13 protein-coding genes are annotated in these 12,953 nt (G+C 73.6%); 6 read left to right on the forward strand and 7 right to left on the reverse strand.

Features of this window, described 5'->3' with window-relative positions; translation table 11 throughout:
• Position 1: 1 nt before the first annotated feature.
• From BFV98_RS12780 to BFV98_RS12795, 4 genes are all read right to left on the reverse strand, one after another.
• Positions 2–961 carry a VWA domain-containing protein gene (locus BFV98_RS12780; RefSeq protein WP_013284520.1) on the reverse strand — a complete coding sequence of 320 codons (960 nt, stop codon included), beginning with the start codon at positions 959–961 and terminating at the stop codon, positions 2–4.
• The gene (locus BFV98_RS12785) at positions 958–1,974 is read right to left on the reverse strand and encodes a DUF58 domain-containing protein (protein ID WP_013474326.1); all 1,017 of its coding nucleotides are present in this window, start codon (positions 1,972–1,974) and stop codon (positions 958–960) included. The genes BFV98_RS12780 and BFV98_RS12785 overlap by 4 nt, the downstream gene beginning before the upstream one ends.
• Positions 1,971–3,020, reverse strand: coding sequence for a MoxR family ATPase (locus BFV98_RS12790; RefSeq protein ID WP_013284518.1), 1,050 nt, complete (start codon positions 3,018–3,020; stop codon positions 1,971–1,973). The genes BFV98_RS12785 and BFV98_RS12790 overlap by 4 nt, the downstream gene beginning before the upstream one ends.
• Before the next feature lie 192 nt (positions 3,021–3,212).
• Positions 3,213–3,734: a hypothetical protein gene (locus BFV98_RS12795; RefSeq protein WP_013284517.1), complete on the reverse strand. Its 522-nt coding sequence runs from the start codon at positions 3,732–3,734 to the stop codon at positions 3,213–3,215.
• A 289-nt stretch (positions 3,735–4,023) separates the two neighbouring features.
• On the opposite strand from BFV98_RS12795, the gene BFV98_RS12800 reads away from it, so the two are divergent.
• The gene (locus BFV98_RS12800; protein ID WP_071098858.1) at positions 4,024–5,007 is read left to right on the forward strand and encodes an endonuclease/exonuclease/phosphatase family protein; all 984 of its coding nucleotides are present in this window, start codon (positions 4,024–4,026) and stop codon (positions 5,005–5,007) included.
• Position 5,008: 1 nt separating this feature from the next.
• Here the strand turns inward: BFV98_RS12800 and cimA are convergent, their stop codons facing one another.
• Positions 5,009–6,607 (reverse strand): citramalate synthase, encoded by a 1,599-nt coding sequence (gene cimA / locus BFV98_RS12805; protein WP_013284515.1) that lies wholly within the window; start codon positions 6,605–6,607, stop codon positions 5,009–5,011.
• 315 nt (positions 6,608–6,922) lie between these two features.
• Between cimA and BFV98_RS12810 the strand changes: the two genes are divergently transcribed.
• The 4 genes from BFV98_RS12810 to BFV98_RS12825 all read left to right on the forward strand — a co-directional run bounded on the left by BFV98_RS12810 (position 6,923) and on the right by BFV98_RS12825 (position 9,466).
• A complete protein-coding gene (locus BFV98_RS12810) occupies positions 6,923–7,483 on the forward strand; it encodes a peroxiredoxin (protein ID WP_013474324.1) in 561 nt (186 codons plus the stop codon).
• Positions 7,484–7,485: 2 nt separating this feature from the next.
• The gene (locus BFV98_RS12815; protein ID WP_013284513.1) at positions 7,486–8,016 is read left to right on the forward strand and encodes a carboxymuconolactone decarboxylase family protein; all 531 of its coding nucleotides are present in this window, start codon (positions 7,486–7,488) and stop codon (positions 8,014–8,016) included.
• 193 nt (positions 8,017–8,209) lie between these two features.
• Positions 8,210–8,674, forward strand: a complete 465-nt coding sequence (locus BFV98_RS12820; RefSeq protein ID WP_013284512.1) for a hypothetical protein — start codon at positions 8,210–8,212, stop codon at positions 8,672–8,674.
• Positions 8,675–8,725: 51 nt separating this feature from the next.
• Complete coding sequence (locus BFV98_RS12825; protein ID WP_071096414.1) at positions 8,726–9,466, forward strand: tyrosine-protein phosphatase; 741 nt, start codon at positions 8,726–8,728, stop codon at positions 9,464–9,466.
• Positions 9,467–9,518: 52 nt separating this feature from the next.
• On the opposite strand, the gene BFV98_RS12830 is transcribed toward BFV98_RS12825, so the two are convergent.
• On the reverse strand, positions 9,519–10,613 hold the full coding sequence (locus tag BFV98_RS12830) for a branched-chain amino acid aminotransferase (RefSeq protein WP_013284510.1): 1,095 nt from the start codon (positions 10,611–10,613) through the stop codon (positions 9,519–9,521).
• 188 nt (positions 10,614–10,801) lie between these two features.
• Entirely contained in the window at positions 10,802–11,833 is a 1,032-nt protein-coding gene (locus BFV98_RS12835; protein WP_013284509.1) for a 3-isopropylmalate dehydrogenase, read from the reverse strand.
• A 218-nt stretch (positions 11,834–12,051) separates the two neighbouring features.
• Between BFV98_RS12835 and BFV98_RS12840 the strand changes: the two genes are divergently transcribed.
• A complete protein-coding gene (locus tag BFV98_RS12840) occupies positions 12,052–12,924 on the forward strand; it encodes an FAD:protein FMN transferase (protein WP_071096415.1) in 873 nt (290 codons plus the stop codon).
• Positions 12,925–12,953: the final 29 nt, after the last annotated feature.

Here is a 12,953-nt window from a genome sequence, read left to right on the forward strand (position 1 = left end):
GTCAGGGCAGCCGGGAGAACCATCGCAGCGAGCCGGCCGCGGCGCCCATCGCCAGGACCAGCCCGAGGCCGATGAAGCGGGCCGAGATGTCCTGCCGCTCGGTGCGGTAGCCGACCGAGGTGCCGATGTCCTCGTAGACGTCCTTCAGCTCGGCGGTGGTGGACGCCTCGTGGAAGCCCCCGCCGGTCTGCTCGGCGACCGCCCGCAGCGTCTGGCCGTCCACCGGCACCTGGATCGCCCGGCCACCCCTGTCGACCGAGCCGCCGGGCGTGCCGAAGGAGATGGTGTGCACCGGCACCTTCGCGGCGACCGCCTGGTCGGCGGCCTCCATCGGGTCCATGCCGGAGGTGTTCGCGCCGTCGGAGAGGATGATGATCCGGGCCGGCGGCGGATCCTTGGCGGCGGTGGCGTCCAGGCTCTTGACCGCGCCGAGCGAGGTGCTGATCGCCTCGCCGATGGCGGTGCCCTGCACGCCGGTGATGCCCTCGGCCAGCCGCCCGATCCCGTCGTGCAGCGCCTCCCGGTCGGTGCTCGGCGGCACCAGCACCGCCGCGCTGCCGGCGAACGCGACGAGGCCGACGTTGAACTCGTCCGGCAGCCCGTCGACGAACCGCCGGCCCGCCTCCTTGGCCGCTGTCAGCCGGTCCGGGTCCACGTCACCGGCGAGCATCGAGGTGGAGACGTCCACCGCGACCATCACCGTGGCCCGCTCCCGGGGCACCCGCACCTCCGCCTCGGGCCGGGCGAACCCGACCACGAGCAGCGCCAGCATGGCGAGGAACAGGCCCGCCGGGACGTGCCGCCGCCAGGCCGGGCGGCGCGGGGCGACCCGGTCGAGCAGGCGCAGGTTGGTGAAGCGCACCGCGTACCGGCTCTGCCGCCGTTGCAGCACCAGGTAGCCGGCGACCAGCGCGACGACGGCGAGCAGCAGCCAGAGGCGGGCGGGTGACTGCCAGGTCATGCGACACCTCCGCGGGCCGCGGCCGGCACGGTGGCCAGCCGGCGCTGCTCGTGCACGTACCGGACGACGTCCGCGCACCAGTCCCGGTCGGTGCGCAGCGCCAGGTGGGTCGCGCCGGCCCGGCGCAGCGTGCGGCGTACCTGGTCGCGCTGCTCGGCGGCGGCATGCGCGTACCGCTCGCGCAGGCCCGGGTCACCGGTCCACACCTCGCGGTGCCGGCCGCTCTCCGGGTCGACGAGCGTGACCAGGCCGACGTCCGGCAGTTCCAGCTCGCGCGGGTCGGTCACCTCGACGGCAAGCACCTGGTGCCGTACCGCGAGGCGGCGCAGCGCGGCGGCCCACGGCGGCGGCGCCGCGTCCGGGTCGTCGGGCAGCTCGTCGAGGAAGTCGGAGACGATCACCACGAGCCCGCGCCGGGTGGCGACACGCTGAAGGCCGTCCAGCCCGTCGGCCAGGCCCGGCACCGCGTCCGTCCGGCCCGCGCCGGCCGCGCCCGCGCCGTCGGAGTCCGGCAGGTCGCCGGTACGCGGAGCGCCGAGCAGCGCGCGGAGCAGCCCGAGCAGATGGGTACGCCCGCTGCGGGCCGGGAACCGGCGCAACCCGCGCGGGGTGAGCACCTGGGCGCCGAGCCGGTTGCCGACTCCCGCGGTGAGGAAGCCGATCGCCGCCACGGCGGCCACCGCCAGTTCCCGTTTGTCCAGCGTGGACGTCCCGTACTCCATGCTGGGGCTGGCGTCGACGAGCAGCCAGGTGGTCAGTTCCCGGTCCGCGTCGACCTCCCGGACGTGCGGGACGGTGGTCCGGGCGGTGACCGCCCAGTCCATCCGGCGTACCTCGTCCTCGCCGGGGCGGTACTCGCGGCTGCCGGCCGCCTCGCTGCCCGGTCCGGGGAGCAGGCCGCGGTACCGGCCGTGCAGCAGCCCGTCGAGCCGCCGGGTCACCGTCAGCTCCAGCCGGCGCAGCCGCTGGTCCGGGGCGAGATCGGCGAGCCCGGGTCCGGCCTCGCCGGTCATGCCGCCGCCAGGTCGTTCACCGTCTCGGTGGGCCCGTTCACCAGCCGGGGCGGCGGCACCGCCTCGATCACGCGGCGCACCACGTCCTCGCCGGAGATCCCGTCGGCGATCGCGTCGAAGGAGAGCACGAGCCGGTGCGCCAGCACGTCCACCGCGAGTTCCCGGATGTCCTCGGGGAGCACGTAGTCCCGGCCGTGGATGAGCGCCTGGGCGCGGGCGGCGGCCACCAGGCCGAGCGTGGCCCGGGGGCTGGCCCCGTACGCCAGCAGGGGCGCGACGTCGGGCAGGCCGAAGCGCTCCGGGTCGCGGGTGGCGAGGATGAGGCGGACCACGTACTCGGCGAGCGCGTGGTGGACGAAGACGTCGGTGGCGCGGCGCTGGAGTTCGCGCAGCCGGACCGGGTCGAGCACGGTACGCGCGGTGGGCCGGTCGGTGCTCATCCGGTAGAGGATGGCCAGTTCGTCGGCGTCGCTCGGGTAGTCGACCACCACCTTCATCAGGAAGCGGTCACGCTGTGCCTCCGGGAGCTGGTAGACACCCTCGGACTCGATCGGGTTCTGGGTGGCCAGGACCAGGAACGGGTCCGGCACCGGCCAGCTCCGGCCGGCGATGGAGACCTGCCGCTCGGCCATCGCCTCGAGCAGCGCCGACTGCACCTTGGCCGGGGCCCGGTTGATCTCGTCGGCGAGCACCAGGTTCGCCATGATCGGCCCCAGCTCCACGTCGAACTGTTCGGTGGAGGCGCGGTAGATGCGCGTGCCGACGATGTCGGAGGGGACCAGGTCGGGGGTGAACTGGATCCGGGAGAACGTGCCACCGACCACTGTGGCGAGTGTCTGCGCCGCCAGCGTCTTGGCCACCCCCGGTACGCCCTCCAGCAGGCAGTGCCCGTCGGCGATCAGGGCGGTGAGCAGGCGGTCGACGAGCCGATCCTGCCCGACGATCACGCGTTTGACCTCGACGAGGGTCTGTTCCAGCTCGACGCCGCTCGCGTCGGCGTCGACCGGGCTGAGCACGCTGGCCGGGGTGTCCGAGATGTCCGTCACGGTGCTTGCTTCCCGGGCCGGACCGGCGACAAACGTCGGATTATCGGCCCCTGGGCGGTGGTCGGCGGGCCGGACCGGCAGCTTCTCCCCAGCCGGGCGGGAACGACACGAAGCGGCGCGGCACCGGCCGGAGGGGCACGGAACACGACACCGGCCCCCGCCGGAGCGGGGGCCGGTGCGGGGCCGGACGGATCAGTTGGCGATGACCAGGTGGAACGGCCGGTCCGAGGCGCTGCCGGAGGAGCTGCGCGTCTGCACGAAGACGGCGTTCGGGGTGAGCGTGCGGGGCGCGACCGACACCTCACCGGCCGGCGGCACGTTCGCCGTGTCGTTCGTGCCGATGGTCGCCACGTACGCCTTGGCGGACACGTTGTAGTCCAGCAGCACCTGGTACTGCCCCGGCGACACCCCGATGCCCGGGGTGAACCGGAACGAGGACACCACGTTGCCGGAGTGCTGCAACAGCGTGCCGTTGGCCGCCACGACGGCCCAGGCGACCTGGCCGGCGGCCGGCGGGGCCAGGGTGGCCCGCATCGCGGTCCGGGCGGCCTGCCGCTCGACGGCGGTCACCGGCGGCTGCGCCGTGGAGTGCCGCGGGCCGGGCTGCGGCTTCGCCTCCGGCTGGGCGGCAGCGGCGATCCCGCCACCGGCCAGGCTGAGCGACAGCGCGGCAAGCGCCACCACCGTCGCCTTCCGCTTGAAGAATGTGGCCATGAGTTCTCCCTTTGTAGACCGTGGTGATACGGCGACTGCGCGCGTCAAATTGCGGATCATCGGGTATCCGCTCGGGAGCGCACCGCTCGTGAGCTGGCCTTACTACAGAGAGTCGCGACGTCTCAACCAGGTGGAACCTAGCACCGGAAAATGTGGGCGGTCAATAGCGTTATTGCGTGTCCGACCGATCGGCAAAGATGCCCGGAAAATTGCGAGGAACAATTCACGAAATTGTTTCGGAGGGCATCGCGCCGACCCGGCTCCGGGTAGCCTCACCGTCGTGATCACCATGCCGCGACCAGCCCGGGCCGGCACCCGGGGCGGCCGCCTGGCCACCGCCGCATGCTGGCTCGCCGTCGCACCGGTCGCCGCGTGGGCGCTGGTACGCCTGACCGGGCTGGAACGCGGTCCGCTGGTGCAGGCGGTCGCGTTCACGCCGTACGCCGCCGCCGTGGCCCCGGTCGTGGCGGTGGCGGCACTCGCCCTGCGGCGCCGCACCCCGGCGGTGGTCGCGGTGCTGGCCGCGCTGGCGCTGATCGGCGCGGTGGCGCCCCGCGCGGTCCCCGGCGACCGGCCCGCCGCCGACGGGCCGACGCTGCGGCTGCTCACCGCCAACCTGCGCCTCGGCTCGGCCGACCCGGCGGCGCTCGTGGACCTGGTCCGGACTCGGCGGGTCGACGTCCTCACGGTGCAGGAGCTCACCCCGCCGCTGGCTGCCGAGCTGGACCGGCTCGGCCTGGCCGAGCTGTTGCCGCACCGGTCGCTGACCCCCGAGGTCGGCTCGACCGGCTCCGGCGTGTACGCCCGGCACCCGCTGCGCGACACCGGCCACCGGCGCAACAAGGGCTTCTTCTTCACCCAGGCGTACGCCACGGTGACGCTGCCCGGGGCGCCACCGGTGCGGGTGGAGTCGGCGCACCCGGCCGCGCCGTACGCCCCGCACGTGGTGCCGGACTGGTGGACCGACCAGCGCGCCCAGCCGCCGGCCACCCCGGACGGCGGGCTGAGCGTGCTGGCCGGCGACTTCAACGCCACGCTCGACCACGCGGCGCTGCGGGACCTGATCGCCACCGGCTACACCGACGCGGCGGACGCGGCCGGGGCGGGGTTCGGCGGCACCTGGGGGCCCTACGACGGCGACCCGATCCCGCCGGTCACCATCGACCACGTCCTCGTGGACAGGCGCATCGCGGTGCGCGCCGCCCGCACCTACCCGGTGCCGGGCAGCGACCACCGCGCGCTGCTGGCCGAGCTGCGCCTGCCGGCCGGGTGAGTCAGGCCGCGCTCCCGCCCGGCACCCGGGCCCGGTCCAGGCCGTAGGTGAGCGCGTCGACCAGGGCGTGCCAGCTCGCCTCGACCACGTTCGGGTGCACGCCCACTGTGGTCCAGTCGCGGCCGGCGCCGGCGGTCTCCACGAGTACGCGCGTGACAGCGCCGGTGCCGTGGCTGCCCTCCAGGATGCGCACCTTGTAGTCGGCCAGCTCGAACTCGCGCAGCTCCGGGTAGTGCCGGGCCAGGCCGACACGCAGCGCCTCGTCCAGCGCGTTGACCGGGCCGTTGCCCTCGGCGGTGGCGATCACCCGCTCGCCGCGTACCCGGATCTTCACCGTCGCCTCGGAGACCACCGCGCCGTCCTCGCGGTGCTCGACGATCACCCGGTACGACTCCAGCGCGAACGGCCGGGCCGGCGCGGCATCCGGCAGCTCGGAGCGGACCAGCAGCTCGAACGAGGCGTCGGCGGCCTCGAACGACCAGCCGTCGGCCTCCAGCTCCTTGACCCGCCCGGTGACCCGGGACAGGGCGTCCGGATGGCCGGCCAGGTCCAGACCGAGCTCGCGGCTCTTGAGCTCGATGCTGGCCCGGCCGGCCATCTCGGTCACCAGGATCCGCATGTCGTTGCCCACCACAGCGGGTTCCACGTGGTTGTAGAGCAACGGGTCGACCTTGATCGCGCTCGCGTGCAGCCCCGCCTTGTGAGCGAAGGCGGCGGCCCCGACGTAGGCCTGGTGGGTGTCGGGGGCGATGTTGGCGATCTCGGAGATGGCGTGCGAGACCCGCACCATCTGTTCCAGGCAGCCCTCCGGTAGGACGGGCATGCCCAGCTTGAGCTGGAGGTTGGCGACGATCGCGAAGATGTCGGCGTTGCCGGGGCGCTCGCCGTACCCGTTGGCGGTGCCCTGCACGTGCCGGACGCCCGCCTCGACAGCGGCGATGGTGTTGGCGACCGCGCAGGCGGTGTCGTTCTGGGCGTGCATGCCGAGCCGTTCCGGCGCGATGCCGGTCCGCGCCACCAGTTGCTCGACCACGGCGGTGACCTGGGAGGGCAGCATGCCTCCGTTGGTGTCGCAGAGCACGAACCGCTCGGCGCCGGCGGCCAGCGCGGTCTCCGCCACGGCGGCGGTGTAGCCCGGGTCGAACCGGAACCCGTCGAAGCAGTGCTCCCCGTCGACGAAGACGCGCCGCCCCTGCGCCACCAGGTACGACACGGTGTCGCGGATCATGGCGAGGTTCTCCTCGGCGGTGGTGCGCAGCGCGCGCTCCACGTGCCGCAGGTCCGCCTTGGCGACCAGGGCCACGGCCGGGGTCCGGGCGTCGAGCAGGCCGCGCACCTGCGGGTCGTCCTCGACCGCGAGGCCGGCCTTGCGGGTGGCCCCGAAGGCGACCAGGATCGCGTGCCGCAGCTCCAGCTCGGTACGGGCGCGGCGGAAGAACTCGGTGTCCTTCGGCACCGCGCCCGGCCAGCCGCCCTCGATGAAGCCGACTCCGAGGTCGTCGAGCAGGCGGGCCACCGCCAGCTTGTCGACCACCGAGTACGTGAGCCCTTCGCGCTGCGCGCCGTCGCGCAGCGTCGTGTCGTACACCTGGAACGTCATCGGAGTCCTCTTCTCGTGCCCTGGGGAGCAAACAAAAAGACCCCCCGCGGATGCGGGAGGTCTGCGCGCTCGGCGGGGGAAGGGCCGGCGCGCTAGCTGCTAATGATCAGGACGAAGCTGGTCACGACCCGTACTCTGCCACCCCGGCCCCGGTTTTGGGAGGCGAAACCCATATTCCGGGACGATCGCGCGTGCGGTGATCGTCTTCACACCCGGCCACCGCCCGCCACGAGCGCAAACGGGGCTACGGAAGAATCTTGAACTGATCCAGTTACTGGCCCGGCCACCTCGCCCGGCCACGTTCAAGGAGGACCCGTGCTCACTGTCGGTGACCACTTCCCCGAGTACGAACTCACCGCCTGCGTGTCGCTCGACGCCGACAAGGCGTTCGAGACGATCAACCACAAGTCCCACGAGGGCCAGTGGCGCGTCGTGTTCTTCTGGCCGAAGGACTTCACCTTCGTCTGCCCCACCGAGATCGCCGAGTTCGGTCGCCTCAACGGCGAGTTCGCCGACCGCGACGCCCAGGTGCTCGGCGTCTCCGTCGACAACGAGTTCGTCCACTACGCCTGGCGCAAGGACCACCCGGACCTGCGCGAGCTGCCCTTCCCGATGCTCAGCGACATCAAGCGTGAGCTGACCTCCGCCTGCGGCGTGCTCGGCGCCGACGGTGTCGCGCAGCGGGCCACCTTCATCGTGGACCCGAACAACGAGATCCAGTTCGTCATGGTGACCGCCGGTTCGGTCGGCCGCAACGTCTCCGAGGTGCTGCGGGTGCTCGACGCCCTTCAGACCGACGAGCTGTGCCCGTGCAACTGGAACTCCGGCGGCGCGACGCTCGACGCCAAGGCGCTTCTCGCCGGCGCCGGGGCCTGACCATGGGCCTGGACGCGATCAAGGCGGGCCTGCCCGAGTACGCCAAGGACATCCGGCTCAACCTCGGCTCCACCATCACCACCTCGACGCTGAAGCCGGAGCAGGCGTGGGGCACCGCCCTGGCCTGCGCGGTGGCGGCCCGCAACCCGGTGGTGCTGCGGGAGATCGCCGCCGAGGCGGCCGGTCACCTCACGCCCGAGGCGGTCGAGGCGGCCAAGGGCGCGGCGGCGGTCATGGCGATGAACAACGTCTACTACCGGGCCAAGCACCTGATCGGCGACGAGCAGTACGCGTCGCTGCCGGCCCGGCTGCGAATGCAGATCATCGCCCGCCCCGGTGTGGAGAAGACCGACTTCGAGCTGTGGTGCCTCGCCGTCTCGGCGATCACCGGCTGCGGCGTCTGCCTGGAGTCGCACGAGAAGACGCTGCGCGCGGCCGGGTTCAGCCGTGAGCAGGTGCACGAGGGGCTGCGGATCGCCGCCGTCGTACACGCCGCCGCGGTGACCCTGGACGCGGAGGCCGCACTGGCCTGATCGACCGGCCCGCACGTGCCCGACCGGCACCGCACGGGCCGACGACCCGAGGGGCCGGCGTCACCACCGTGGCGCCGGCCCCTCGGCGTCGGCGGGCCGGCCGGCGGCGGGTTGGTGCCCGGACAGGGTGGGTAACCCTCCCGACTGACGACGGCGCCGCGACGGCCGCGGCCCTGGGGACGGGAGGCGGCACATGGACGGACTGGACCCGCGCGCCACGCACGGCGGCACCGAGCCGATCCTCGACGACGGCCGGGGCACGGTCGCCGGGGGCGCCCCGGCGGGCGCCTTCGACCCGTGGCGCTACCGCGACGAGGCGGGTGTGGCGAGCGCCGACCTGACCGGCTACAAGGTCGAGGCCACCGACGGCGCCATCGGCAAGATCGACCGGGCGAGCCACGAGGTGGACGACAGCTACCTGGTCGTGGACACCGGGCCGTGGATCTTCGGCAAGAAGGTGATGCTCCCGGCCGGGACCGTGAACCACGTCGACCACGACGCCCGCACCGTGCACGTCGACCGGGAGAAGGACCAGATCAAGGCCGCCCCGGAGTACGACGAGTCCAGCCACGCCGAACCGGGCTACCGGGACCGGCTGGGCGGCTACTACGGCGAGAACCACTCGGCGCTGCCGCCGGACGTGCCGCCGCGCGCCTGACATCCCGGCGACGGCCGGCGGGGACGGACGAACGCCCCGCCGGCCGTTACCGTGTCGGATGTGGACGCCGCGCAGAGCCCCTTCCCCGCCCTGTTCAACTTCCGCGACGTCGGCGGATACGCCGCTCGGGACGGGCGCACGGTCCGCCGCGGCCGGCTCTACCGCTCCGACTCGCTGCACCGCATCGACGAGACCGACCGGAGCGCGTTCACCGCGCTCGGCATCCGTACCGTCATCGACCTGCGCCGGCCGTCCGAGGTGGAACGCGACGGGCGGGTGCCCGACTACGACGGGCTGACCTACCGGCACATCCACCCCGAGCACGCCGACTGGGGCGCGAACCGGTTCGACGCCTCCGGCGTCAGCCTGGCCCGCTACCTGGCCGACCGGTACGCCGACCTGGCGCGTACCGGAACCGCCGGGCTCGCCGAGGCGGTCGGGCTGATCGCGGACAGCGCCAACGCCCCGGTGGTGGTGCACTGCGTCGCCGGCAAGGACCGCACCGGCATCGTCTGCGCGCTCACGCTGGCAGTGCTCGGGGTGCCCGACGAGGACGTGGTAGCCGACTACGCGCTCAGCACCGCCGCGTCGCGGCGCTTCACCGAGTGGGTCCGGGCCACGCTGCCGGACGCGGAGGAACCGCCGCCGCCGTTCCTGGAATCGCCGGCCGAGGCGATGGAGCTGTTCCTCGCCGAACTGCGCACCGGCTACGGGTCCGTCGAGGGCTACCTGACCCACGCCGGCGTCACCGGGGCGCAGGTGGAGTCCCTCCGCACCCACCTCCTGGACTGACCCTGCCTCGCGGTGATCGAGGAGCGAACCCCTCGATCACCGCGAAGCGCCGTCAGAGGACCCGGGTGACCCAGCCGTACGGGTCGGCGGCGCGCCCGCGCTGGATGTCGACGAGCTTCTGCCGCAGCGCCATCGTGGCCCGGCCCGGCTCGCCGCCGCCGATGAGGAACTCGCCGTCGGGGAAGCGCACGCCGCCGATCGGGGTGATCACGGCGGCGGTGCCGCAGGCGAACACCTCGCGCAGCCGGCCGCTCGCCGCGTCGGCCCGCCAGTCGTCGAAGGCGACCGGCGCCTCCCGCACCTCGTGCCCGGCCTCGGCGGCGAGGGTGAGGATCGCGTCGCGGGTGATGCCCGGCAGGATCGTGCCGCCCAGCGGCGGGGTGACGATGCTGCCGTCGTCGTAGACGAAGAAGACGTTCATGCCGCCCAGCTCGTCGACGTACCGCCGCTCGACCGCGTCCAGGAACACCACCTGGTCGCAGCCCGCCTCGATCGCCTCGGCCTGGGCCGCCAGCGAGGCGGCGTAGTTGCCGCCGCACTTGGCCGCGCCGGTGCCGCCGGGCGCGGCCCGGGTGTAGTCCGGCGAGACCCAGACCGTCACCGGCTTCACGCCACCGGCGAAGTACGCGCCGGCCGGCGAGGCGATCACGCAGTAGAGGTATTCGTTGGCCGGGCGCACACCGAGGAAGACCTCGCTGGCGAACATGAACGGACGCAGGTAGAGGCTGGCGTCCTCGTGCTCCGGGATCCACGCCTGGTCGATCTCGACCAGCCGGCGCAGCGACTCCACGAACGTCGCCTCCGGCAGCTCCGGCATGGCTAGCCGGCGCGCCGACGCGGCGAACCGGGCCGCGTTGGCCTCGGGACGGAACATCGTCACCGCGTCACCGGTGCGGTACGCCTTTAGCCCTTCGAAGATCTCCTGCGCGTAGTGCAGCACCGCCGCGGCCGGGTCCATCGGGATCGGCGCGCGCGCCTCCAGGCGGGCGTCGTACCAGCCCTTGCCCTCGGCGTAGCGGATGGTGACCATGTGATCGGTGAAGACCCGGCCGAAGCCCGGGTTCGCCAGCAGGGCGGCCCGGTCGGCGGCGGATACCGGCGCGGGATTCGGACGGATCTCGAAATCGAGCATGTCACCACCGCTCATCGCGCTGACCTCCCTGCGGGTTCACGGCATGCGGGATCGCACGCCGACGTCACTGGTGCCAGAAACTTACCCCGAACGGTCGTTCAGCGGATAGCTCCGCCCCGGCGGATGCGACGCGCCGGACGGTCTGGTGGGCCCGGTGACGGGTCTGGCGGCCCGGTACCGGGCCGCCAGCAGGGTCGGCCCGGTCAGGCTACGGCGTACGCGGCGAGCCGGTCGCCGACCTCCTCGGTGCGCAGCGGCGTCCCCGGCGTACGCCCGGCCAGCTCGGTGCCGACCGCGGCGGTGACCCGGGCGGCGGCGTCGGCGTGGCCGAGCTGGTCCAGCAGCAGCGCGGCGGACAGTACCGCGGCGACCGGGTCGGCGACGCCCTGGCCGGCGATGTCCGGCGCCGAGCCGTGCACCGGCTCGAACATCGACGGGTAGCGCCCCTCGGGGTTGATGCAGCCGCTGGCCGCGAGCCCGATGCCACCGGTCACGGCGGCGGCGATGTCGGTGAGGATGTCGCCGAACAGGTTGTCGGTGACCACCACGTCGTACCGGGACGGGTTCGTCACCAGGAACATCGCTGCGGCGTCGATGTGCTGGTATTCCGTGGTCACGTCCGGGTGCTCGGCGGCCACCGCGGCGAAGGCGCGCGCCCAGAGCGACCCGGCGTGGGTGAGCACGTTCGTCTTGTGCACGAGCGTGACCTTGCGCCGCTCCCGGCGGCCGGCGCGGGCGAACGCGTCGCGGATCACCCGCTCGACGCCGTGCCGGGTGTTCAGGCTCTCCTCGGTGGCCACCTCGGCCGGGGTGTCCCGGTGCAGCGCGCCGCCGGCGCCCGCGTACAGCCCCTCGGTGCCCTCGCGGACCACCACGAGGTCGACCTCGCCGGGCTTGACCGCCGCGAGCGGACCGGCCACGCCGGGCCAGAGCCGGGACGGGCGCAGGTTGACGTACTGGTCGAAGGCGAACCGGAGCTTCAGCAGCAGACCGCGCTCCAGCACACCCGGCGGCACGGTCGGGTCGCCCACCGCGCCCAGCAGGATGGCGTCGTGACCGGCCAGCTCGTCGAGGACGGAGTCGGGCAGCACCTCGCCGGTGCGGTGATAGCGCGCCGCGCCCAGGTCGTACTCGGTGGCCTCGATCCCGGGCACCACCGCGTCGAGGACCTTGCGGGCCTGCGCGACCACCTCGGGTCCGATGCCGTCGCCGGCCACCACCGCGATGTGTGCCACCTGGCGCTCCTCGTCTCGTCGTTAGGCGCAACCGTACGTCGCCGTCCCGGCCCCCGGTACGAATCTTCCATCATCCGGGACGGCGAATCACAGGAGGCTCCCAGCCGACATTCATGGTGCGGTCATCTCCACTGCTTAGGGTCGAGTTCACGGGTCGACGGGGGCCCGGAATGCGGCACCGCCGCGACGTAGCGGCGACCACCGAGGGGGCAGGTGTCATGCGGATCGAGCACCGGCGGGCCCACTGGGCGGACGAGCAGCCACGTACCCGCTGGGTCGACCAGTCCGCGTTCCGCCCGACCCGCCCGGACCTGCACCTGGGCGCCACGAACCACCGCGTCGAGCGGTCCGGTGCCGCGGCGTCCGGCCGGATCAGCGTCCGCCACACCGTCACCACCTCGACCGCCGACTACACCATGCTCCTCAACGCGCCGGAGTGGTTCGGCCACCGGGCGGTCAGCGAGGCGCTGCGCGACGCCGTCGCCGAGCTGCGCGCCGTCGACCTCACCTACGGCCCGAACCGGCCGGACAGCCTCGTCTCCCGGCTGCGCCGCGACGAGATCAGTCCCGACTCGTACCCCCCGCTGGCCGACCTGATCGACCTCTGCGCCGCGATGCGGGCGGCGACCGACGGCTGGTTCGACGCCTGGGCCGTGCCGGGCGGCTTCGACCCGGGCGGCCTGCTCGGCGGCTGGGCGGTGGAGCGGGCCGCGGCGCGGTTGCGCGCCGCCGGCATCCACGACTACGCCGTGCTCAGCGGCGCCGACCTGACGGTACGCGGACACGCCGCCCACGGCGGGCCGTGGCGTGTCGCCGTGCACCACCCCACCGACATCCGACGGACACCTGTCGTGCTGGAGATGACGACGGGCGCGGTCGGCACCTCGGGCGTCACCGGCCGGCGCGGGCACGTCGTCGACCCGCACACCGGCGAGCCGACCGACCGGCTCGTGGCCGCCACCGTGCTCGGCCCGAACCTCGCCGTCGCCGACGCCTACGCCACCGCCCTGTACGCCGCCGGACCGGCCGGGCTGGCCTGGTTCCGTCACGACACGGACTACCGCCCGCTGTTCGCGCACCACCGGCGCTGAGTCGCCGTCCGCCCGCACGACACCGGCCG

Origin of the sequence: Micromonospora sp. WMMB235, from assembly GCF_001855515.1 — a bacterium.
Classification (GTDB): Bacteria; Actinomycetota; Actinomycetes; order Mycobacteriales; family Micromonosporaceae; genus Micromonospora; species Micromonospora aurantiaca.

Excerpts from the sequence above, each read along its gene's own strand:
- BFV98_RS12795 (WP_013284517.1), bottom strand. The coding sequence starts at position 3,734 with ATGGCCACATTCTTCAAGCGGAAGGCGACGGTGGTGGCGCTTGCCGCG.
- BFV98_RS12780 (WP_013284520.1), bottom strand. The coding sequence starts at position 961 with ATGACCTGGCAGTCACCCGCCCGCCTCTGGCTGCTGCTCGCCGTCGTC.
- BFV98_RS12815 (WP_013284513.1), top strand. The coding sequence starts at position 7,486 with ATGGGCCTGGACGCGATCAAGGCGGGCCTGCCCGAGTACGCCAAGGAC.
- BFV98_RS12820 (WP_013284512.1), top strand. The coding sequence starts at position 8,210 with ATGGACGGACTGGACCCGCGCGCCACGCACGGCGGCACCGAGCCGATC.
- BFV98_RS12800 (WP_071098858.1), top strand. The coding sequence starts at position 4,024 with ATGCCGCGACCAGCCCGGGCCGGCACCCGGGGCGGCCGCCTGGCCACC.
- cimA (WP_013284515.1), bottom strand. The coding sequence starts at position 6,607 with ATGACGTTCCAGGTGTACGACACGACGCTGCGCGACGGCGCGCAGCGC.
- BFV98_RS12785 (WP_013474326.1), bottom strand. The coding sequence starts at position 1,974 with ATGACCGGCGAGGCCGGACCCGGGCTCGCCGATCTCGCCCCGGACCAG.
- BFV98_RS12840 (WP_071096415.1), top strand. The coding sequence starts at position 12,052 with ATGCGGATCGAGCACCGGCGGGCCCACTGGGCGGACGAGCAGCCACGT.
- BFV98_RS12830 (WP_013284510.1), bottom strand. The coding sequence starts at position 10,613 with ATGAGCGGTGGTGACATGCTCGATTTCGAGATCCGTCCGAATCCCGCG.